This window comes from Pelobacter propionicus DSM 2379 (assembly GCF_000015045.1).
GTDB lineage: Bacteria > Desulfobacterota > Desulfuromonadia > Geobacterales > Pseudopelobacteraceae > Pseudopelobacter > Pseudopelobacter propionicus.
Genome location: NC_008609.1, coordinates 2907936 through 2929831, shown reverse-complemented (window position 1 = coordinate 2929831; position 21896 = coordinate 2907936). Strand labels below are relative to the sequence as shown.

Below are 21896 nucleotides of genomic sequence, written 5' to 3'. Positions count from 1 at the left end.
CAGCTGGCGTTGCTGACGATGAAGACATCCTTTGTAAGGGCATGGTCGTTGACCCCCAGAACGATGGTGCTCTCCAGGTAGTCCCGTCACGATCACCCGGCGCGCTCCCGATTCCAGGTGGGTGCCCAGATCGTCCTGTTTGCGGAACGGGGAACTGGTCGCTCCGGAACCGGGTTGAACCCCGGTCTGATATCGTCTCGCGTTACTGCGCCATGCGCCTCAGGATTTGCTCCAGTCTGCGCAGCTCCTCGCCGTAGCCGCTCCAGTTGCCCTGGCGCTGCTGGCTGATCGCCTTCTCATAGGCGGCCATGGCCTCTTTGGCCAGCAAGGCCGGAGAAGTCGTTGAATCCTTTGCGGTGGCGCTGCTGGCGGGCTCGGGCGCCCGTTTGCCGCCGAAGAGCCGTTGCAGGGCCTGTTCCAGATTCTCCTCCATGACTACCTGGTCCCCGAAGGCGACGATCACCCGCTTCAGTTCGGGCAGGCCGGCTTTGTCGGCTGCCAGAAACAATGGCTGAACGTAGAGCAGCGACTTCTCGATCGGGATGACCAGCAGGCTCCCCCGGATGACCTCCGAGCCGCGCTGGTTCCAGAGGGTCAGCTGCTGGGATATGAATGAGTCCTGGTTGATGCGGGCGTCGATCTGTTTCGGTCCGTAGATCAGGCGGTCGCGGGGGAAGGTGTAGGCCCGGATCTTGCCGTAATTGGCCCCGTCACTGCGCGCAGTGAGCCAGGCAGCCAGGTTGTCCCGTTTGGACGGGGTAAAGGGGAGCAGCAGGATGTACTCCTCGGCCGTTTCCCCCGGCAGCTTCATGATCGTGTAGTAGGGTTCCATCGGTTTTTCGCCCAGGGCGGGAACCTGCCACAGATTCTCCTTGTTGTAGAAGACCTTTGGGTCGGTCATGTGGTAGGCGGTGTACATGGCCGCCTGGAGCTGGAGGAAATGGTGCGGGTAGCGCACATGCCTGCGCAGGTCGTCCGGCATGGCCGAGATCGGTCTGAAAAGCCCCGGAAACATCCGGTCATAGACCCGGATCAGGACGTCATGGGGGTCGCTGATGTAGAACGCGAGCGTGCCGTCATAGGCGTCCACAACCGCCTTGACGGAGTTCCTCATGTAGTTGACGCCCCCCTTGATCGGCTTTGAGCAGGGGAGCCGGTCCGAGAAGGTGTAGGCATCGATGATCCACTTGAGCCTGCCCCTGTCGTCCACCACCATGTAGGGATCGTCGTCGAAATGCAGGAAGGGGGCCACCGCCCTGACCCGTTCATTGATGTTGCGGTTGAAGATGATGCTGCTCTGGCTGGTGATGTCGGAGGAGAGCAGGATCTTCTCCGTCCTGAACCTGGCGGCAAACAGCATCCTCTTGGCCAGGGAGTCCATGGGGACTCCACCCGTGCCGGCATAGGTGGTGTTGATGTTCCCGGAGGAGGTCGGATAGCTGAATTCCGGCACCCTGGTCCTGACGATCACGTATTCATTGGACAGTTCGCCGAAGTAGATCTCCGGCCGGGTTACCCGTATGTCGGCCAGACTCACGGCGGGGATGTCCTTGACGAAGAATTCGGGCAGTCCTTCCTTGCTGATCCGGCTGACCGGGCCAAAGGTGATGCCGTTGCCGTGGGTGAAGATCAGGCGCTCGTTGATCCAATTCCTGCTGGGCAGGTCGGCGTAGGAGAGTTCGCGGGGGGAGAGCATGACCTGGCTGTAGCGGCCGTTGACCAGGTAGCGGTCATTGTCCACATCGAAGAAGCGGTAATAGGTCCTGATCTGCTGCAGTTGGCTGTAGGTCTTGAGCAGCGGGGCATGGTCCCAGAGACGGATATTCTTGATGGTGGCGTCATTTCTGGCTATGTCGGCGCTGGACAGTTGCGTGTCCACATCGAAGGGGATGGTTTCGATCTTGTCAAGATCAAAGCCCAGGCGGGTGAGGGCGATGTTGTTCCTGATGTAAGGAGCTTCCAGGGCTAGTTCGTTGGGGGCTACCTTGAATTTTTGCAACAGTCCCGGATAGACCCGGATGCCGATGACGTGCAGTACGATTACCGCCAGTGGCGCCAGCAGGGCCATGCGCCAGGCCCCCTTCCAGAGCCCGATTGCAAGGGCGGTTCCCGCCAGTGGGGCCAGGATGGTCAGGATCCTGTAGGTGGGCAGCCGGGAGTGGACGTCCGTGTATCCCGCGCCGTGGAAGATGCCGTTGCTGGAAAACAGCAGCCTGAAGCAATCCAGGTGGAAGCCGGCGGCGATCACGCAGGACAGGAGCAGCAGCAGGATCGCCAGATGGCGGCGAACCGTACCGTCAATCGCCACTCCCCGTTCCGACAGACAGATGCCGCCGCGGACAGTGTAGACCAGGACCGTCAGGAACAGCGAGGTCAGCAGCGTGAAGCCGGCGAATGCCGTGATCGTCTCCATGAGCGGGAGGGTGAACAGGTAGAAGCCGATATCCCTACCCATGACCGGGTCGGTGGTTCCGACGCTGACCCGGTTGACGAAGAACAGCAGCTTCTCCCACTGCATGGCGCCCCACTGGCCGACGAGCAGGGCCAGGATGGCGCAGGCCGGAATCCCCAACGGCTTGACAAGGCGCCGGGCTTCATCGAGCCGTGGCCTGAAGTCGCCCGCCTCCCTGGGCGTTGCATATGTGGGAAAAACCGCTTTTCCCGCCAGGAGCAGGTTGAGCAGCGTACCGGCGAACAGCACACCGGCGAATAGCAGCCCGCTGCCTGCCTGGGCGTACAGCTTTGTCGTGAATACGGATGTGAAGCCGGTCTCGACGAAGAAGAGCCAGTCGGTGCAGAAAGCCAGTAGGAATGAGAGCAGGGAGACGGTCAGGGCGACAATAACCAGGATGAGAATGAACCTGTTTTTAATCATGCGCTATGCCTCCATTTTGTCGGTTTCACGTGATGTCCTGCCCCGTTCCCAGAGAGAGTGCCACCTTTTGGGCTTGAAATCAAAGTATTCTCATGGTCTGCTGGGGCAGGTCTGCTGTAATGCGCCGCTTTTCGTGTGGTTGGCAGGAATCCTTCGCTGGCAGCGGCTGCCGTGTGGGACGGGGTGCGTCCCGTGGCGAAGGCGTTGATGCTTTCCGGGGGGATTATGTGGATTCGCGGCAGGGGGAGGCCGGCAGGATGTGCCGACCGCCGCACCATGCCACGGAAGGGGGGCTGGTTCTGTTCTCCCGTCTCCCGGGCAGGACCATCACCAGGGTGAGAAGCGAGAGGGGGAGGGGGGCGTGAATTGGTGGTCATTGCTGCCTCCGTGGATGTTTCAGTCCGTGCCGGAGGTATGAAAAAACCCCTATCCCCGGCGTGTGCGCGTGGATAAAGGTCTTGTCGACTGAGTTCTGCCCCGGTCCATGGCCGTGAGGCCGTCGTGACGGAATCCGGGTCGGCCTTTTGGGTGGCAGATACCTACGCCCCGATATACCCCTGAGGACTCTTTGGCGAGTCCCAGAGTACAATCCTCCCCTCCTCATCCTGCCCCGTATCCAGATTCCAGTTGCCGATACAGGAGATGAATCGCTCGCCCGACGCGACCACCCCTTCTCCCACCACCACCCAGAGCCTGCGCACATTTTCCAGGGCTGCCGTGAAGATCCGGTCGTACTCCATGACTCGCCTCCCGGGAACCGTAAGGTCGCGCACATAGTCTTGCTCGACCATCTCCCGCAGGGGATAGGGGCGTCCCATGTCGGTCGAGATCAGGGCCGCCAGGGGAAAGAGGCGGCCAAAATGTCCCACGTGTGACGATGCGAGGGCGTTGAAGCGGGAGAACCACTCCTGAATGGCGGGGCAGTTTGTGGCGTACATGCCGGGGTGGGTGTCCCGCAACAGGCTCTCCCACATGGTCGCCACGTCGCCGTCCAGGCAATCTCCCCCCCCTCCCGGCAGGCGAGGATATCCCGCGTGAAACGGTCCGCATCCCGGATCTCCCCCAGATTCATCCGGCTGAAGATGTGGGCGTCCTGGTTCATCTCGCAGATGCGGTGTCGGCGCCGGTTCTCGGTGTAACGCCCACCTTGATGCGTACCACTGGATGAATCGTCAGGTCGCATACCACGTGGGCGCAGTAGCCCAGAAGCCATGCCAGCAGTTTGGGACGAATCTCCTCAGGCGCACTCCTTACGTACGGTACGCCGCGGGTAATGATCTCCCCGCTGTTGACGTAGTGCATGGCATCGCTCCAGGCGACTCCGGCCGGGTCCTGCGACAGATTGGGAAAATCGGGACTGACCCCACCCAGGGCGCAGAAAGGGAAGTGTGTCTGGACGGCCGAGGCGACTTCGGCCAGGGGAGCTCCGGGAGAGGCGTCCAACGAGTTTACCAGTTCATGAAGCAGCGTGAGATGGGCATAGGGACCGGCCATGGTTTTCTCTCCTTTAGATTCTGTCCCGATGGACATGAAAGCTGATGGTTGATCCGGTAACCGTGCTGCGGCCGGTATACACGAAGATCACCAGCCAGACGCACTGGAGGAACAGTATCTGCCGTGGGCTCCAGAGCAAGGCCAGTCCGCGGAGCAGGTGGGGAAGCGCGCCCCCGTCGTCGCCCATGATGAGGGCCGTCACCAGGGCATATACCGATGCCAGCATTCCCATGATCTGATAGGCGGAGAGACTCCCCTCTCCACGATAGTCGGCCCTCAGGTTCTCAGACAGGCTGCGCCAGAGTTGGGTAGTCAGGATGGCGGTCAGGAACGAGGCACGGAAATGCCCGGCCAGGAAGAGCGCGCCGCACGCAAGTCCGCAGACGTTGAACAGTATGGCGGTCAGGGCCTGGACCGGGATGACCTCAGTTGCCTCCAGGCCCCCGGCATAGGCGATTTTCCTGGTGTCCCCGAAAAAGACGAAACATCGCCCGCTGAACAGACGGCGCAACCAGCCGGAACAGGCCGAAAGCGGTTTGCCGTAGCAGCAGCCGAAGCTGATGCAGGCAAGCCGCCCCAGTCCCTCGCCGAAGCAATAGGCGGTCGCCATGGCTGCGCAGGCGGCCATCACCGGAATGGTCGTTGCACCGGCTTCGGCAGCGGCCCGGTTGTAGAACCACACCAGGGGGGGAGCCGCCAGGATGCCGACAAACACCGCTCCCCCCACCGTGAAGGTGTGTTTCTTCTTCTCCACCACGCGGGCCACCAGGCGCGAGGCCGGCACGCAGATGCACAGGAGCGCCAGGGCCAGCAGCAGCGAGGTGCCGGCCGGAATCCCCCTGGCCCCCATCAGCGCCAGGAATACGGTCACGGCCACCAGATAGGCGTTGGCGGTCAGAATGCCGTACCAGGTCAGGTTCGTTCCCTGCCAGTGGTGGGGACCGCTTTTCCCGCTGGGCAGGGCGGCGATAATCTGCCACCCCTCCCGCGGCAGCACCGCGAACCCCCACCTCAGGTACACAACCAGCAGCACCGAGACGCCCCCCAGCAGAAGCGCTTCATTCATTGATATTTTCCTCCTCTCCTCTGTCTTTGTGAGGCAACAAGGGGTGCATCGGGCTGGTGCGCGCTCCCTTTTCGTGTCATCCAGGAAACGGCAGTCGGGGACTATCGAAGAGAGCCCGTCCGCGCGAACGCAGGTAGTTCCCTACTGATGAATTCAGCATCAATTCACCGCCTGGCCGATCAAAGACCTGACCCTGATATCGGTCTCCACCAGCGGCGCCCCGAAGCCCCTGCTGAAGCGGCTCGACACCCCGCTGCGGCGCATGTTCGACAGCAGGTCCTCGCAGAACCTGATCCGTCCCGGCTGGAACAGCAGGATATCGGTGCTGCTCCCCGGCCGGTAGAGGCTCTTGGGCTGCCCCTTCTCGACGAACATGCCGATTTCCATGGAATGGGGCGACTCATACCCCCTGCTGCTGTAGGCCTGAACGATGTCGCCGATCATCAGCGCCACGACTTCAACCATTGCCACCAGCCCCGTGCTGGTGCCGTTGGGAACATCCGTGTCGATGATGGTCACCACCCTGCGGTTCTTTGAAAAAGGGGTGGCCATGCAGACCACGGCCGAGGGGTTGCAGGAGTGGTAGTCGCCGTCGATGGTGTAGAAATCCAGCACCCGTCCCGCTACGGGGGCGTGGTTGTAGTGGTACTTGTCAGGGGTCAGGCGGAAGACCGCGAAATCGCCGTTCTCGAATCCGCCGACCCAATCCGTTTTCTGTCTCCCCAGTAGTTCCTCGTAGCCAAAGAACTTGTCCTTGAGGAAGATCAGCGACGTTTCTCGCAGGGAGCCGATCACGATCCTTGCGTCGGCCGGCGAAACGACGGCTCCCCGCTCATCCGGCATGGGACGGCACGCTTCGTATCTGATCCTGCGTTCGAACAGCTTGCGCAGGGTATTAAGCTTCTCCGCAGGCTCCAGCAATTCATCGGTATCGATGCCATAGCGGGCCGCCAAGGTCCGGGGGGACAGGACCGGACGGTCGAACTGGATCATTCCCAGGATCTGTGAGGCACGGCTGCTGATCAGCAGATCGAAGAGGCGGCCGCTGTTCTCCCGCACACCGTGGTAGAGCAGCCTGATCATGTCGTCGGCCAGGAGTCGTTCCGTGACGATCTGGCCGCTATCCCGCTCGATGTACTGGTGCTGCATTGATGGAGTCGCTCCTTGTGGTGGTATGGGCGGCGAAGCGCCGCTCGTCGTGAAATACGCTTAACAGCAGCAGATTCATGGCCTGGATGAGCGTGGCGGTGTCTCCCTGTTCCTCCAGGAGCTCCCTCCGTGCCCGGCGGAGCAGGTCTCCGCTCGGTCGTTCCCCGAGAATCGTTCCCAATGCCTGACGCAGCCCACTGTCCCCCCGGGCCGCATCCAGTTCCATCAGCCGGCAGGAATCTTCCAGGAAGCCATAGGCCTCGGCCATGTGACGCCGGCGCAGTGTGGTGCGGTAGTAGCGCTCGGCGGCGCAGTTGAAGTCACGTGAGTCCGCCTCCAGGGGGGAAGTGGCGTTCAGTTCCCCCAGGATGCCGTTGGTCAGGCGTCCCAGGGCCGAGTGGCGCGGATCATGCAGCCGCTCCTCCAGGTCGTCCAGGGTGGCGGCCAGACCCAGTAGCTCCACCAGGCCGGCGCCCTCATCCCTGATCAGTCGCAGCAGTGCCAGACAGTATTCGCGGTTGTAAACTCGCAGATAGCCGGGATAGCGCCGGCTGGGGCGGGTCCGCTCGGTTCTGCTGAGAATCTTTTTCAGGAACTGGTTGGGGGTGTCCCGGCGAACAAAGAAGGTGGGGATGCCGATGGCCGCGCCGAAGAAGATCTGTCGCCGTTCGCTCTCCACAGGGGGAGTGTCCGGAATATGGCCATGATCCACCCCCTCGGCAATGAACAGGTAGGCCAGGACCGTGACCAGGTTCTGCAGGTCGGTGGCCCGTCCCATGTCCGTGTCGAAGGTTTCGAACAGGCTGTAATAACGTCCCTCGAAGCCGGAAAAACCCATCTTGCCGTATTCGCGCAGCTTGCAGAGCAGGTAGACCGACATCTGTTCGTCGAAGACCCCCATGTCGGCCAGGTCGCGGCGCAGCCGGTCATGGCTGCCCGGCTGGCCGTTGAGCGCCGGGCTGCGCTCGGTGGAGAGCAGGCAGGCCAGGTAATCGATCAGACGGTAGTCGGGCACGAAGTCTCCCCGCAGACCGAACAGGGAGCTGATCAGCCGGTCGATGCGTTCGGGGCCGAAGGGGGTCATGGGCTGGCCGAAGACGGACAGGTCGGCCTTCGTGCGCCAGCGCCTCCAGAGCATGCGCAGGTGGGTGTAATCCAGTTCGTGGGGCAGGAAGCCCATGGCCCGCTCGGGGTGGAAATCGCTGAACGCCAGCCGGTAGGGTGCCGCGCTGTAGGTTCCCACGAACAGGGGCAGGAAGTGCTCGCTGATCTTGATGGCCAGGTCGCCCAGCCTCTTTTCATGCAGGGCATTGAAGCCGCTGCCGGCGTCGGCCATGGCCGCCCCGATGCGCCGGCTGCCGAGGCTGATGTGGGTGCCGTTGTTGGCGAGACTTATGTTGGACAGATTGGGCAGCACCACCAGGTTGTTGGTGATGATGCCTGCGTCGCGCAGCTTGGCCACTGCATTGAGCTGGCTGCGGGAAAGTACCTGGTGGCAGAGCTGCATGTAGCGGTGCTTTTCCTCGCCCCGGTCCCAGCCGGAAAGGCAGGGGCTCATGAAAAGGTCGCGGTAGAAGGAATCGGAGACGAGATCGTTCAGTTCCTTTTGCCGCACCGGGGGGTGGGGAGCAAAATAGGTCATGGCGGTCTGGCCCTGCTCTTCCAGGCCGAACACCCGATTGGCGTAGCCGATCAGAAACTGGCTCATCAAAAAGCGGATGCCGCTCTCCCGGGCGATGGCCCGTCCCATTCCCAGAGACGGCCGCAGGGGAACCACGTTGAAGGAAAAGGTTTCCGGAGATGTGTTGTCGTTCAGGTAGTGCTCCAGCAGTCGGATTCCGGTCTGCCTGACAATCTCGGGAAGCCGCGGCTGACTCCCGATCAGGTCTGCCAGGGCCAGCTTGATCAGGTAGCTGATGGGAACGCGTAGCATCTCGTCAGCGGAGGCCTCCTGGCGGACAAAGCGACCTGCGTCACTGCGCTGTCCGCGTGCGGGATCCCGCTTGTCTGCCAAGAGATCCCGTTCCAGAACCTCCAGGGCAAAGGGGGAGAGGCGGCTGCGGGGGAAGCGTACCCAGCTATTCTCCCAGATTCCGGACGGATTCTCCGCCAGATACTGTTCCAGATCGGTCACCACTCGCCGGGGAGACTCGCCCGCCTCGGCGCGGCGGATCATGTTGGTGAAGTAGTTGGACTCCTCGATGACCAGCGGCAGGTCAACCCGTTCCCGGCTTCCGGCGACAACCGCCTGGAGCTCGTTTTCCGATCCGGCCGTCACGTCGTTCATGGAGAAGGGCAGGGTGCTCAGGAAACTATCCCTGGTGTCAAAACAGACTCCCACCCGTTCCAGAACCCGGGGGATGTTTTCCGTCGGCGTGGCCGAGGCCGTGCCGTGCTCTTTTCTCACCGCGGTCAGAACAACCTGGTTCCGCTTTCTCATGGGGACCTCCGGGTGCTGGTGTGGGGAGTGGGGCGTGCCGGGGTGCAACGGCGGAACTAACGCGCCAGCAGCCTCCCGTGGCATCCATCGGCACGAATAGTACGCCGCTCCCATGACAGCCATGTGGTCATCGGGTTACTTGTTTGTGAAATGCGAGAGGGAACTGTGACGGCAGCGGCTGTGAGGCGTAGGGCAGGTGAAATGCATGGGGCAGGCTGGGAAAAACGCAAAATCAGCCCAGAGAATCCCTTGTGACGTGGTTCAGGGGGCATTTGTTGGCCGAAGAGGAGCGAAACGAAGTTGTGGAGCTGGGGGCGGCTAACACCGGACGATGTAATTCTGTCTCGTTACGGATTGCATGCGTCAGAAGAAGGATTCGGGCAGCCGTCCTCTGTTGACCGCACCACCCTGTTCCTGCCCATCTCTTTGGCCGCATAGAGTGCTGTGTCGGCGCGCTTGATCAGCGCGTTGATGTCGTCTTTGCTCTCCAACAGTGAAATCCCAACACTAATCGTAACCGCTCCAACCGTTGGGAAGCTGAACATCGCGATGGAAGAGCGAATCTTCTCCGCAAGCACCGCAGCGCCATCCATGTCTGTCTCCGGACAGGCGATCACAAATTCCTCGCCGCCGTAGCGGGCGAGGATATCCGTCGACCTGAGTATGGCCGAGATCAGCTCCGCCACCTGTGTCAGAACCAGATCGCCGCTGTCGTGGCCGAAGGTGTCGTTGATCCTCTTGAAGTGATCGATATCCAGCAGCATCAGGGTCAGGGGATGACCGTGCCGCCTGGTTCTCGTCAACTCCACTGTCAGTAGCTGATACAACTTTCTCCTGTTGTACAGTGAGGTCAGCGGGTCCCGCTCCGAAGCCTCGCGGAGCTCCTCCTGCATACGCGTGCGTTCGGTGATATCGGCGAATTCCACGGATATGGTGCCGGGACCGGTGCGGAAGACGCGTAGGTCATAATGTTTGGTTTTGCTCTCAAGTCTCCGTTCATGTTCGAGGGACTGGGGCCCGAGCTCGCCGGCGGCTACCCTGCGGTAGAGGTCCAGCAGAAAATGGTCTTTCAACTCGGGGAAAGCTTCTTCCACGTCACTGCCCACAAGGGGCCAATGGGAGATCCCCAGGATGCTGTCCGCCGCTGGGTTTGCTCCGGTCAGTAGCAGACGGCCGTCTGCTTCGAGAGAGATGAAATGCATCCCGGTCAGGGAACATTCCACGACGCTGCGGAATCGATCTTCGGACCTGGCCAGGGCTTCCTCGTAATGCTTGCGCTCGGTTATGTCATGGAAGACTACGACGACCCCTTCGTCCCCCTCATTGACCTTCAGGGGAACCCAGTGGGTCAGCAGGGTGGTGCCGGCATCCTGAATCTGGAATTCTCTGACCAGCTCTTTTCCCTGTTCCCGCACCTCGTCAAAGGTGGCGATCATCTCCGGAATATTCAGGGTCTCGCGGATATTCTTTCCCTCCTCATCCCCCCTGAAGGAGAAGAGGCTCTGGAAGGGGGGATTGACCAGGGTAATCGTGCCGTTGGTCAGCACCACCATGACCCCTTCGCCCATTCCCCTCAGGATGGTGTCCAGTCGGCTTTTTTCCGATTCCAGTTCCTGTATCTGGGACGTGATGCGATCGCCCATGCTGTTCAGGGCGCCTGCCAGGGCGCCGATTTCGTCCCCTGATTTGATCGAAATGTGCCGATACTGCTCCTGGCTGGTGACACTGGTGGCGAAATCGGCCATCTCAACCAGGGGACGGGAGATAATCCGGGAAATGACGAAGCTGAGAACGAGAGCCATCAGCATGGTCAGCACTAGGAGTCTGTCGGGCTTGACCTCAGGGGCGCCCTCTTTTGTGGCCAAGCCGATTAAAAAAGTTCCGTATGTGTTCGTCTTCCCACCGGCAACCTGGTTAATTCAGCCCTTTCAGCGATGACTGCGGTTATTACAGGCTGATTTTCGCTATTTCTCATTCTATCCGGCCAAGACATGCAGCCGTTTGATGTTGTAGGCCATGCAGACGAGGTTCCATTCGCCTTTTACTGCTTCAAAGCCACGAAGAAGAAAGCTTCTGAATCCCATGACCGCCTTGATGATGCCGAAGACCGGTTCCGAGGTGACTTTTCGCTGGGCGTAGATCGCCTTGCCGGAAGGTGTCTTCAGGCGATGCTTCATTCTGGCCACGGAATCGGCATCTTCGGGTAACGGCGGCGGTTCGGCAAAGCGCTCCATCAGTGGCACGTTGTGACTCTGCCGGTCTACGGCAATGTAGGGAGTTATCCCGTTCTCCTCACAGGCAGTTACATTGGTTTCGCTGAAGTAGCCACTGTCAGCTACCAGATCGGTTGCCTTGCCAAGCTTCTCAGGCAGCGCCGCCAGGTTCTCCAGGGTCGGTGTCAGCTCCTGTTTGTCATTGGGATTCTGGGTAACATGGGCCGAAACGATGAGCTTTGATGCTGTATCCACACCGGCCTGGGCGTTGTAAGTCTGCTCGAATCCGCCACCGGAGGTCGGCATGATCCGCGACTCTTCATCGGTCAGATTGACCTGATCTTTGGCAGTGGGGCCGGATTTGGGCGGTTTCGGCTCTTTCCCCTTGGCCTTCTTGCCCGTTGCCTGCTCCTTCTTGGCCCGTTCGGCGACTTTCTTCTCATAAGCGGCCTGTTCACGAGCATGGCGCTCAGCGGCTCGTTTTTCGATCTCGACCTTGGCTGCGGCAATGGCGGAAAGACGCTTTTCCCGACGTTCCAGTTCTTCGGGGATGTTCATGCCGTCCGGAATATCGGCACGGTCCGCTGCCTCGGCCTTTTTGAGCAGTTCGCCAACCTCAGCCTTGATCTGCTCTTCAAGCTTGCAGGCATGCTCATAGCTCAGCGCCTTGTGCTTGGAGGCGTTCGCCTTGATTTTGCTGCCATCCAAACTAACGTTGCCCAGTTTCAGCACCTCCATCTGATGAGCGATCAGCAGAATCTGGGCAAACAGCTTGTTCAGTTGCGGCAGAAAACGCCGGCGGAAGGTGGCAATGGTATCGTGGTCAGGATGACTGTTTGCCGCTATGAACCGGAATGCCACGGAGTCGTAGGTGCTGCGCTCAAGCTTCCGGCTGGAGAATACGCCTGTCGCATAACCGTAAAACAACAATGCTACCAGCATCTCAGGGTTATAGGGCTGCGAGCCTCGGCCGGCATAGGTAGCTTTCAAAGAGCGCAGGTCGAGCTGTTCGACAATTTCGACCACAAACCGGGCCAAGTGCTTTTCTGGTAGCCAATCCTGCAGCGATGGCGGGAGCAGATAGGGTGTTTCCCGGTCAACTTCAATAAACTTTGATTTCATAGTCAACCCCGATACCTAACCAGTTGATATTACCGGACAAATATACGGGATACACCAAGAAAACGCAAGCTAAAGCTGACGACTTATTCAATAAATACAGCAGGTTAACCAATTGAAAACGCCCTGGAGATGACGGCTGAATGCGTTAAGCCCGACAGACTCCTAGGGCTCTCCCTGCCATCATATGCAGCTTGGCCATGCGGGCGGACACATGGGTGAGCGGACGTGACACCCGCACGACACCAGAAGAGACACCGCCATCGAAAGACACTGCCGCGTACACCATCGGCGTCTTGAGCGTATCGGAATAACGTACGGCATGGCCGCTTCCGCGACGCAAGGCATCCTGGATCTCCGGTCGCTGCAGGTGATTGTCAAGCCGCCCCAGTTCGGTCTCCTTCAGGCTGGAATCTCCCATCACGACTCCCCGCTGGTCGACGATAGTTACGCGTGCATTCAGTTCTTTCCCGATCTTCATCGCAATCACCTGGGGGGCGGCACCCTTTGAATCGCTCGCCATGATCAGCAATCGCGCTACCTTGGCCTGCTTCAGATACTCTTCCGTGCTTTCCGCAACAAAGAAGGATCGTATAACGGGATCGAAGCTGAAATAGTTCACGCAAAACGTGATTGCCACCAGGAACAGGAACGCGAGCAGCAGTTTTTTCTGGAATTTCATGAACATTCCTCCCTTCTCGGAGCTTTCCGTCTCCCCGTGGAGCGAACACGACGCCCCGAGGCTTCCTGATGACCAGGAACAATGCCTTTATGTGAAGCCGCCCCCTGCAGGGGGTGAAACGGGAGGCGAGGTGCCCCTCTTTCAGAGAGGTCTCGCAATTCAGTTGCCGAAAAAAAGTCAACCGAACGCGGTTATACCCGGTGTGGCAGGACAGGCAAGCGATCCATAGACACAAAAACTGCGGCGGCAGGTGGATGATTGTAACAGGAGTTGAAGTGGCGCAAAAGGGAAACTTTCATTAAACAGGGGGTGCTGATGGCCGCATTGAAGGCAACTGTTTTTGCGAGCATTCCCGGTTTTGCAGGAAAAAGGAAAGACCCCGGATGTATAAGCGCTCGAAGGATCGGAACGCCGCATGTAAAGCCCACCAGGGGCCAGGGGAGGCAATCATGAGGCTGGTCAATGACGTTTGTTGGGGGGGCAGGGGGGCAACGGAGAAAACATGGATCTGGCCGGTATCCAGGAGGTCGTGTCCTGCCTCGATTCGGGAGGAGTGGCTGGTGTGTGCCAGCGGGGACATGGATTCGTTACGGCGTTGAGGTTGAACACCATAAATCGAACCTTTACGATAAGGTGCTGAAAAGCGGCCCTAAATCCGGTGCTGGTGCCGGATTTAGGGCCGGGTCGTATTTCAAATGTGGCTTACTATGGTGTTCTTTGCTGTCGTGGTGCGCGGTGTTTGCGAGCAGTTTTTTCATGGTTTTCCCATGCCTGTAACTCTCGTGAAAAAAACTTTTGCTATTAATTGCCGTGCAGCATTCTGGGGAGAACTGGATGTGGTGTTTCTGTAACGATGTACTCATCCGGTTATACTCTGTCATCACATGCATAAAGAGGAGTTCTGGTATGAAACAGCGCAACGACGAAAACATTCAGGGAAAACAGACCATGAAGGAGATCTTTGCGCGGATTAGCCTCCAACTCGCAACTATCCACAGCCTCCTTCAGGAAATGAGATCATCCAGACGTCGTGGTGTCATCTCTCCTGACAGGGATGCAAAATCGGAATGGCTGTTTGCCGCGGGCGACGCCTGACGGAGTCACCCGGTGGCAGGAGGTAAAGAGAGGTAACGCATATGGTGAGCTATGACGGTAGAACAAGGGTGACGCTGTGGGGGCATTGGGATCTCTCCAGCGTGATTCGGCAGATTGAGTTATTGTCTGCGTTGCGGCAGTTGGGGTCCGGAGGAGCCGAGCGTTACAGCATTGACTGCGCGGGGATCGGCAGTATCGATAGGGAGGGGCTGCAGGTGCTCCATGTCTGGATGCAGTGTGCTCGACTTCATGGTCTGAAACCTGAGTTGAGCAATTTGCCCGCAGGTATGCTGGAGACCATACAACGCCTGGGGCTTGAGAGGTGTTTCGCGGATTTTTACGCTGAACCCGCGAGGGAAATGCCCAAGGACGAAATCCTGGCATATTTCTCGCCCCTTGGCGAAGAGAGAGTTTCTCCTTCATGTTGCCGATAGTGCTTCCGGGAGAGGATGTTACTCGCTGTCCTTGAAAAAGTACACCAAAGGCCTGACGGCCAGCAGGGCTGCCAGCAGGATCAGCGCAAGTGCATACTGCTTTACGAACTCGGCAAAATAACCTCCCACCACCACTCCAAACAGAATGGCGCTCCATTTGAGTTGGGCTATTTCAGTCCATCTCCATACTCTCGGGCGAATCCATTTCATGGTGATCCCTCCTCATATTCACAGTATATCCCCCAGGAGAAAATGTTTTCGGGGTGGGGTGCGTGAATCGCCAGGAATGCGCGCTGGAGCGGCTGGGGGCAGCCGTCTAGAGCCTGAAGCCCGCGACCTGGGTCTGAAGTTGGGCCGCCAGTCCCGATAACCGCTCCGCTGCCGCTGAATTGTGCGTCAGGGAAGAGGCTGATTCCACGACGGCGCTGGATATGTGGCTTATGGTGGTTGTGATGGTTGTGGCCGTTAATGACTGTTCCCGGGATGCGCTGGCCATCATGCCGATCATTTCGGTGACCTTTTCCACCTGCCCGACAATCTTCATCAAAGCCTCTCCCGCCCGGTTGGTGAGTACCACTCCCGAATCTACGTCGGCGGCGCTCCTCTCCATGGAAAGGCCCACCTGTGCTGTCTCGGCCTGCATGGCGAGAACCATGTCGGCGATTTCCCGCGTGGAGTCCCCGGTTTTCGTGGCCAGTTTCTTGACCTCGCTGGCAACCACCGCGAACCCCCTCCCATGCTCCCCCGCCCGTGCCGCCTCGATGGCTGCGTTCAGCGCCAGCAGATTGGTCTGGTCGGCTATCTCCTCAATCACCGATACGATGTCTCCGATTTTTTCCGAACTCAGCGTCAGGCGCTCCATCGCCCTGGTCACCTCCCCGATGGAAAGGGTAACGGTCGTGATGCCTGCGATCGCCTGTTGTACGACGTCATTTCCCTGGAGCGCCGTCTCTTTAAGCCCTTGGGCGAAATCAGCCGCGGATTGGGTGTTCTGCGCCATGTCGTTGCTGGTGGCGGACATCTGTTCCGCTGCCGTGGCTATGGCGGTTGCCTGCTCGGCCTGGGTCTTGGCCTGTCCGGCCATGGAGCGGGATGAGCGGAAGAGCGCATCCGAGGCTGAATCCACATGGCCGGTGAAATCGGAGATCTGGCAGACAGCACCATGCACCCGTTCCATGAAGCTGTTGTATGCCCTGCACATGACGCCGATTTCGTCCTCGCGCGCCGCGGTAAAGCGTGCCCGGAGGTCGTTGCTCTTTTCGGCGTTTTCCAGGGCGTTGCTGGCCGAGGTGACCGGTTTCACGATTGTCCGGTAGAGGGCGACTCCCGAGATGCTGCTGATGATGATTACCACTGCTCCGACGACGACGTTCATCAGGATGCTCAGCCGCAGGATGGCGTTCACGTCCCTGCCGGCCTTTTCCTGCTCCCTGTGGGCCGCCAGCACCGTTTCCCTGCCATCGGTCGCATAGCCGATGACCATGTCGCGCAGTCTGTCGTTGACCTGCAGGGCGCTCTGCTTCATCTCCAGCTGCAGCCGCACCTTGGCTATCACCCCCTCCTGCCTAATCAGGAGGTCGCGCATGTTCTGGAGCGAAGATGACGCGCGATGGAGCAGACTGATCTCAGCCCTGGCGCCTATCTTGCCCAATCCCTGTTCCAGGGCTCTCCGGTGCTGGGAGACCTGGCCGAGGAGGGAGCGTATCTCCGCCTCGATCCGGTCCACCTCCTCTGGGGACGACGCGGTGAAGAGGCGGGAGGCCAGGCCGTCGATGGAGAGTCCTGCCGCAGACAGGGCGCTGTTGTTGGCGAGGATGTCCACGGATGCCGCGGACTGGGAGAATGCGCTGTCCTGGCGGTGATTGGCGGAGCTGGCCTCTTTGGAGGCGGATGAGACCGCCAGGTCGAAGTTCAGGAGCAGTGTGCCGATGGTGCGATCCTTCAGTTCCACCAGTAACGTGTCGTACTGCTGACGGCTGGCCTCATCCTGTCTGGCAAGCACGGTGGCATGGGCATCCAGCAGGCTGGGCAGTTTCTGTTTGATGCCTCTTCCCGCCGAGGTCAGCTCAGCCGATTCCTTCACCAGCCGGTTATCGAGAAAATTGTCCACAATACCGTTCAGCCTGCTCTTCAGAATTGTCAGCTGCCGTTTCTCCTTTGCCGTCTGGACGGTGAGGAGATAGGTCTGCAACTGTTCCAGGGATGATTTCAGGTTTTCCATCTCCCTGAGCCTGCTGTTGTTGCTCTTGGAGGAGCCGAAGGCGTTCACGAACACCCGTGAATACGATGACTGGAGTGCCGTGACACGACGGGCCAGTTCGCGCAACCCTGCTGCCATCTCTCTGCTGCGCTCGGTGATCACCCTGTGGGATTCCGTTACATCCCTTTCCGCCCGCAGGCGTTTCTCCGTGATGCCCCTAACCTGGTCGGACATGTGGTTCAGCTCCGTAGAGAGTCCGCGCTTCTTTCCGGAAAGTGCAGAGAGCGCCTCTTCCGCGCTGAGTACCTCGTTCAGCGATTGGGATGAGAGGCCTTTGAAGCGTGCGAATTCATCGGAAGAGGATGATGCGCTTACCTTTACCAGGTCGGCGACACTGGCCTGGAGCGCCCGCTGCAGTTCGGTGGTTCTGATCTGGAATGGCGTGCTGTTCTGCAGCAGATAGCCGACCTTCCCGCGAATCAGGCCGAGGCCGATGATGCTGACGGCAGCGTAGATGGCAACTATGGCAACGACGACCGTCACGTTCAGGGTGAGCTTGGTTCGTATGGTCATGGATATTCCTGGGCAATGGAGTAGGTCTGGAAAGGCGGGGAGGTCTTTCCCCGCCTCTGTCGTATTTCAGTGATTTGTCGGAAAAGTTCCGCTCGCGGTGCGAGGGGATGCCGCGCCGGACAGGATGGCTTCGGAGCGCTGTGCAATGGTGGTGTGGGGGAAGCGTCCCTATTTGATGTAGCGGGAGCCCTCATTGTTGATGAACGCCAGGAGCTTTGTGACCGATGGTCCCGGCTCGCCCTTGGTGATGAGCAGGAGCTGGCGGGCCATCCTGGGGGCTTCCACGACCTTTACGCTGTCGTCGAGGAATGCCACACCTATGGCTGATATGGCTTCCTTCATGGTGGCCACCTCCTTGATCTCGGCGATGTCCGTTGCCTCCTCGATGGCGTCGTTCGTGTACGGCTCGCCATCCATGGCGATACTGCGGAATGCCGCGCGGTTGCCGGAGTTTTTATGGGAGGTCACGACGATGACTTCCATGTCCGGGCCGCCCACCTCTTTCCAGTTCTTGATCGTTCCGGTATGCAGTCCCTTGATCTGTTCTCTGGAGAGCCTGTTCACCGGGTTTCCCCTGTTGACGAAGACCTTGATTTCATCTTCAGCAACCACGAACGTTCTGATGTCTGGCGCGGAGAGGGCAGGGAGCTTTAGCGCCAGGTCGGTGATTGATTCCGAAGCCATGGCAGCATCGCATGTGCCGTCCAGCAGGTCTTTGGCGCCGTTGCCCGAGCCGTTTCCGGTAATGGCCAGGTCGATACCGGTCGCCCTCTTGAATGGCTCCTGGATCTTCGCCATTACCGCCTTGGTTACGGTGGAAGAGCCGTTCAGCCTGATCGTTTCCGCCGCTGCGTTCAGGCTGAGGGATGCCACGAGTGCCATGGTCAACAGTGCCGTTTTCTTCATCGTTCCTCCTTGGAAACTCTATCGTGTGTGGTGGGTGTTGATGCCGGTAAACATCGCGTCGATGGATTGGATTCGTTCTCCATGATGGCGAGGTTCTGTTATCGAGTACCATACCGGTGTTTAAAGGTAAAGTTACGATATTGTTTCATTTTTTGTGCGTAGTTGTAGCGGGAAATTCTCCCGGCTGTAGCTCTTTCGTGACAGTGCTGTGCTATACACGAAGCAGAAAAAGGTGGGCTCTGGCCTTGTGCTGCGGAGGAAAGGAGAAGGGGGCTGATGGAAACGGTTATCGTTGCTTCATGGGAAGAATTGCAGCGCGAGCTCTTCGCTCATTCATGGAATGAGGATATCGGACGCTTTCGGTCGCGCTATGCATTCCGGGGGCTGGAGGTGGAGGGGGCCAACCTGTGGGTGAGGGTTTAAGTGTTTCATTGCCTCACCGTGTGCCTGTCACGACGGCGTGGCAATGGGGAAAATGTGCTGTGAAGTCTCGTGACTGAATCCGGGGGCGATGGTTCCCCCCTCCTCCGTATCCGCTCTCAGCCTTCTGTTGATGACAACCGAAGAGCCTGGCTGCCGTTTCGCCAGCCGCTTGACCTCGGTGGAGAGGGATGCCAGCTGGCCGTAGGAGCTGACCGGCGTCTGCAGCGTGTTGACGATGCCGATGGAGAGCGACAGCAGGGGAAAGGTCTCCCGCTCCCCCTTGCGGTTGGTGGAGACGTAATATCCGGTGCTGCAGTCGTCACTACCGTGGAGGAGCGGGTGGTATCCCTCAAAGGAGCGGATGATCCGTGAGGCCACTCCCGGAGATTGGTGTGGTTCGGTTATGACAATGAAGTCGTCGCCGCCGATGTGGCCGCAGAATCCGGTCGTGTCAGTGGCGGTGGTGATGATCTCGCCCAGCACCTTGATGACCGTGTCCCCCCTCTGGAAGCCGTAATAGTCGTTGTAGGGCTTGAAGTTGTCCACATCGATATAGGCGATGTCGAAGGGGTGTCCGGAGGCGAGCCGGTTGTTGATCTCCCGCTGGATGCTCTCGTTTCCCGGCATCCCGGTGAGGGGATTGGCCCCCTTGGCCAGACTCAGGTTGATCTCGGTAATGGCGCTGATGAAGCGATTGACGTCGATGATCCCCTGATAGCATGCGTCGCGGGCCACGCAGACGTTATCTATTCTCACCCCCTCTCCCAGCCCCTGAATTGTCTGGGCAGCTTCCTCGATGGGAGTCGAAGCCTCCAGGATCAGGGGGACAGGCGCCATCAGGTCGCGCATCTTCCTGGAGTGGTTGATCTGGAAGGCGAAGCCGTGCATGCCGATGACATGCTCCTCCAGGAAGATGGAGCGGTTAAGGATGCCGATGATGTTCCCCGCATCAACGACCGGCAGGACCAGTAACCCCTTCTCCGTCTGGAAACGCTTCAGGACGATGGCGAGATTGTCGCTGGGATGGGCCGGGGGGATGGGGAGGCTGACGTCACCAATGCAGTGCGGTTCGCCGGCAGTCAGTGCTTCCGCGGGGGGCGTGAGGGGAGGGGCGGCCAGGCAGAGGGGGGCGCTGATGAGGGGCGCTGTTGGGGAGAGCGGCAGCGCCTTTGCGGGGGGGAAAGACATCTCCTGGCAGTGCTTGCTCAGGAAGCGCGCTAGGTGACCGGAGTCCAATGGTTTAGAAAAATAATACCCCTGGGCCTGGTTGCAGTTCTGGCTGCGCAAGAACTCCAGCTGCTCCAGGGTTTCAACCCCCTCGGCGATGACGGTCAGGCCGAGGGCGTGTCCCATGGCGATGACAGCCTCAACGATCGCCTTGTCGTCCGGGTCATGGACGATGTCACGCACAAAGGAGCGGTCGACCTTGATGGTGTCGACGGGCAGGTGCTTCAGGTAGGAGAGCGATGAATAACCGGTTCCGAAATCGTCCACGGAGATGCCGACCCCCAGTTGCTTCAGTCGGGTCAGTTTCTGGACGATCTCGTCGGAGTTTGCCATGACGACGCTTTCGGTCAGCTCCAGGTCCAGGTAGCACGGCTCCAGGCCGGTTTCCTCCAGTATCCTCTCCACCTGTTCAACGAAGGAGTTTTCCCGCAGCTGGCGTGCCGAGATGTTCACCGAGACGACTGTCCGGGGCAGGCCCGCATCCTGCCAGGCCCTGTTCTGACGGCAAGCCTCCCCCAGGATCCATCCCCCCAGCCGCACGATCATGCCGTTCTCCTCCGCCAGGGCGATGAACCGGTCGGGCGGAATAACCCCCTCTCCCGGCCGTTGCCAGCGTACCAGCGCCTCCACGCCGGTGAGCTTCATGTCGTGGATCTCTACCTTGGGCTGGTAGCAGAGGAAGAACTCTCCTGCATCTATGGCTCGCAGCATGCAGGTCTCGATGGCGAAACGCTCCATGGCCTTTCTGTTCATGGACTCCGAGTAGAACTGAAGGGGTATGCCCGCCTGTCGGGCCTGGTTCATGGCGATGTGGGCATTCTGCATGATGATGTTCGCGGTCAGCCCGTCCGTCGGGAAACAGGCAACACCCATGCAGGCCGGGATGGCGCACTCCCCCTGCGAGGTGGGAAGCGGCACGGCAAAGATCTGCTGCAGCCTGTTCAGGATGGTGGTGACGTCCCCATCGTTGGTCACCCCTCCCAGCATGACGGCGAATTCATCGTGTCTGATGCGGGCAACGCTGTCATGCTGGCGCACGGCCGCCACGATCTGCCGGGACAGCGGCTTGATTATGCGGCTTTCGCCGTCATGGCCGAAGACATCCACGATGGCCTTGTATCCGGTCAGGCTGATGTAGATGATGACGGTCTTGTTTCGATCCCGCGCGTCCTGGCCGATCGTTCGCTCCAGGCGGTCCATGAACAGGCTGTGATTGGGCAACCCGGTCTCGGGATCGTAGTTGGCCAGTTTCTCGGCCTCTTCCCTGGCCTCAAGCTCCGCGGTGCGGTCGCGAACGATGGTTACCAGGCACTCATCTCCTTCCAGGTTCACCCTGCGCGCCGTCAGGCTGCCTCTGAACAGCTTCCCCTCCCGTGTCCGGAACAGGGCGTGGAAGTCCCGGACGTCACGGCTCTGTTCCAGGCAGGAGTCAAGCCGCAGGCGGTCAGCTGAACTCTCCCATAGTTCCAGGGCACTGGCGGTCCTGCCGATGGTCTCCGCTTCGGAGTAGCCGAACGTCCTGGTGAAGCCGCTGTTTATCTTCAGGAAGACGCCGTCCTTGAGCCGTTTTATGTTGATTGCATCCGGCGATGCCTGGAAGGCTGCCTGCAGGATATTCCCGGTTGTCCGTAACTCCCTGACGAAGAAGCGGATCAACAGGTGCAGCAGGATGCTTGTCAGCAGGATGAACAGGGTGCCTTTGAGCAGGCCAGGGCGCGGAAACGTATGGATTTCCCCGGCTAGGGCCTCTGTTATCATCTCGGAGATCCCTATCCAGAGCATGCCGGTCAGGGCGTAGAACAGCACGATGGTGAGGGGGGAGGGACGGGATAGGGGAGGGAGCCTGAACGCTCTGAAGTGTTTCGCTGTCATTGTGACGGTCTCTTTTCAAAGGGAACGTGAAAACCTGTGCCTGGTTGTCAGTGGTTTTAATGAGCGCAGGATAGCTCAGAATAACGGGCAGGTGTGTGACATGTGCGCAACGATTGTGGGGAGGGGAT

18 protein-coding genes are annotated in these 21896 nt (G+C 59.6%); 4 read left to right on the top strand and 14 right to left on the bottom strand.

All coding sequences use genetic code 11. The annotated features are described in order from the left end of the window. Positions 1-202 precede the first annotated feature (202 nt). Positions 203-2875: a UPF0182 family membrane protein gene (locus tag PPRO_RS13310; protein ID WP_011736543.1), complete on the bottom strand. Its 2673-nt coding sequence runs from the start codon at positions 2873-2875 to the stop codon at positions 203-205. A 119-nt stretch (positions 2876-2994) separates the two neighbouring features. Here PPRO_RS13310 and PPRO_RS20995 point away from each other — a divergent pair, with 119 nt between their 5' ends. Further along, positions 2995-3240 carry a hypothetical protein gene (locus PPRO_RS20995; RefSeq protein WP_198138277.1) on the top strand — a complete coding sequence of 82 codons (246 nt, stop codon included), beginning with the start codon at positions 2995-2997 and terminating at the stop codon, positions 3238-3240. A gap of 174 nt (positions 3241-3414) precedes the next feature. Here the strand turns inward: PPRO_RS20995 and PPRO_RS13305 are convergent, their stop codons facing one another. From PPRO_RS13305 to PPRO_RS21690, 9 genes are all read right to left on the bottom strand, one after another. After that, positions 3415-3858 (bottom strand): hypothetical protein, encoded by a 444-nt coding sequence (locus tag PPRO_RS13305; RefSeq protein ID WP_157040015.1) that lies wholly within the window; start codon positions 3856-3858, stop codon positions 3415-3417. A gap of 115 nt (positions 3859-3973) precedes the next feature. Then, positions 3974-4369 (bottom strand): zinc dependent phospholipase C family protein, encoded by a 396-nt coding sequence (locus tag PPRO_RS13300; RefSeq protein WP_041532329.1) that lies wholly within the window; start codon positions 4367-4369, stop codon positions 3974-3976. Positions 4370-4382: 13 nt separating this feature from the next. Continuing rightward, positions 4383-5435 (bottom strand): prolipoprotein diacylglyceryl transferase family protein, encoded by a 1053-nt coding sequence (locus tag PPRO_RS13295; RefSeq protein ID WP_011736541.1) that lies wholly within the window; start codon positions 5433-5435, stop codon positions 4383-4385. Between the two features lie 159 nt (positions 5436-5594). After that, entirely contained in the window at positions 5595-6584 is a 990-nt protein-coding gene (locus PPRO_RS13290) for a phosphatidylserine decarboxylase (protein ID WP_011736540.1), read from the bottom strand. Then, on the bottom strand, positions 6556-9024 hold the full coding sequence (locus tag PPRO_RS13285) for a hypothetical protein (protein WP_011736539.1): 2469 nt from the start codon (positions 9022-9024) through the stop codon (positions 6556-6558). Before PPRO_RS13285 ends, PPRO_RS13290 begins: the two co-directional genes overlap by 29 nt. A 347-nt stretch (positions 9025-9371) precedes the next feature. Next, positions 9372-10889, bottom strand: coding sequence for a sensor domain-containing diguanylate cyclase (locus PPRO_RS19635; RefSeq protein WP_011736538.1), 1518 nt, complete (start codon positions 10887-10889; stop codon positions 9372-9374). Between the two features lie 111 nt (positions 10890-11000). After that, complete coding sequence (locus tag PPRO_RS13275; RefSeq protein WP_011733975.1) at positions 11001-12359, bottom strand: IS1182 family transposase; 1359 nt, start codon at positions 12357-12359, stop codon at positions 11001-11003. A gap of 145 nt (positions 12360-12504) precedes the next feature. Beyond that, complete coding sequence (locus tag PPRO_RS13270; RefSeq protein WP_011736537.1) at positions 12505-13038, bottom strand: Fis family transcriptional regulator; 534 nt, start codon at positions 13036-13038, stop codon at positions 12505-12507. A gap of 623 nt (positions 13039-13661) precedes the next feature. Continuing rightward, a complete protein-coding gene (locus PPRO_RS21690) occupies positions 13662-13796 on the bottom strand; it encodes a hypothetical protein (RefSeq protein WP_269634975.1) in 135 nt (44 codons plus the stop codon). 148 nt (positions 13797-13944) lie between these two features. Between PPRO_RS21690 and PPRO_RS13255 the strand changes: the two genes are divergently transcribed. Next, complete coding sequence (locus tag PPRO_RS13255) at positions 13945-14133, top strand: hypothetical protein (protein WP_041532326.1); 189 nt, start codon at positions 13945-13947, stop codon at positions 14131-14133. Between the two features lie 41 nt (positions 14134-14174). Continuing rightward, entirely contained in the window at positions 14175-14567 is a 393-nt protein-coding gene (locus PPRO_RS13250) for an STAS domain-containing protein (RefSeq protein WP_011736535.1), read from the top strand. A gap of 18 nt (positions 14568-14585) precedes the next feature. Here PPRO_RS13250 and PPRO_RS13245 read toward each other — a convergent pair whose 3' ends face one another. From PPRO_RS13245 to PPRO_RS13235, 3 genes are all read right to left on the bottom strand, one after another. After that, on the bottom strand, positions 14586-14777 hold the full coding sequence (locus PPRO_RS13245) for a hypothetical protein (protein ID WP_041532325.1): 192 nt from the start codon (positions 14775-14777) through the stop codon (positions 14586-14588). Positions 14778-14883: 106 nt separating this feature from the next. Continuing rightward, positions 14884-17340, bottom strand: a complete 2457-nt coding sequence (locus tag PPRO_RS13240) for a methyl-accepting chemotaxis protein (RefSeq protein ID WP_011736533.1) — start codon at positions 17338-17340, stop codon at positions 14884-14886. Between the two features lie 168 nt (positions 17341-17508). Continuing rightward, positions 17509-18246 (bottom strand): substrate-binding domain-containing protein, encoded by a 738-nt coding sequence (locus PPRO_RS13235; RefSeq protein ID WP_011736532.1) that lies wholly within the window; start codon positions 18244-18246, stop codon positions 17509-17511. 276 nt (positions 18247-18522) lie between these two features. Here PPRO_RS13235 and PPRO_RS20990 point away from each other — a divergent pair, with 276 nt between their 5' ends. After that, positions 18523-18669, top strand: coding sequence for a hypothetical protein (locus PPRO_RS20990; protein ID WP_232286646.1), 147 nt, complete (start codon positions 18523-18525; stop codon positions 18667-18669). A 27-nt stretch (positions 18670-18696) separates the two neighbouring features. Here PPRO_RS20990 and PPRO_RS19630 read toward each other — a convergent pair whose 3' ends face one another. Beyond that, positions 18697-21768 (bottom strand): EAL domain-containing protein, encoded by a 3072-nt coding sequence (locus PPRO_RS19630; protein WP_011736531.1) that lies wholly within the window; start codon positions 21766-21768, stop codon positions 18697-18699. Positions 21769-21896: the final 128 nt, after the last annotated feature.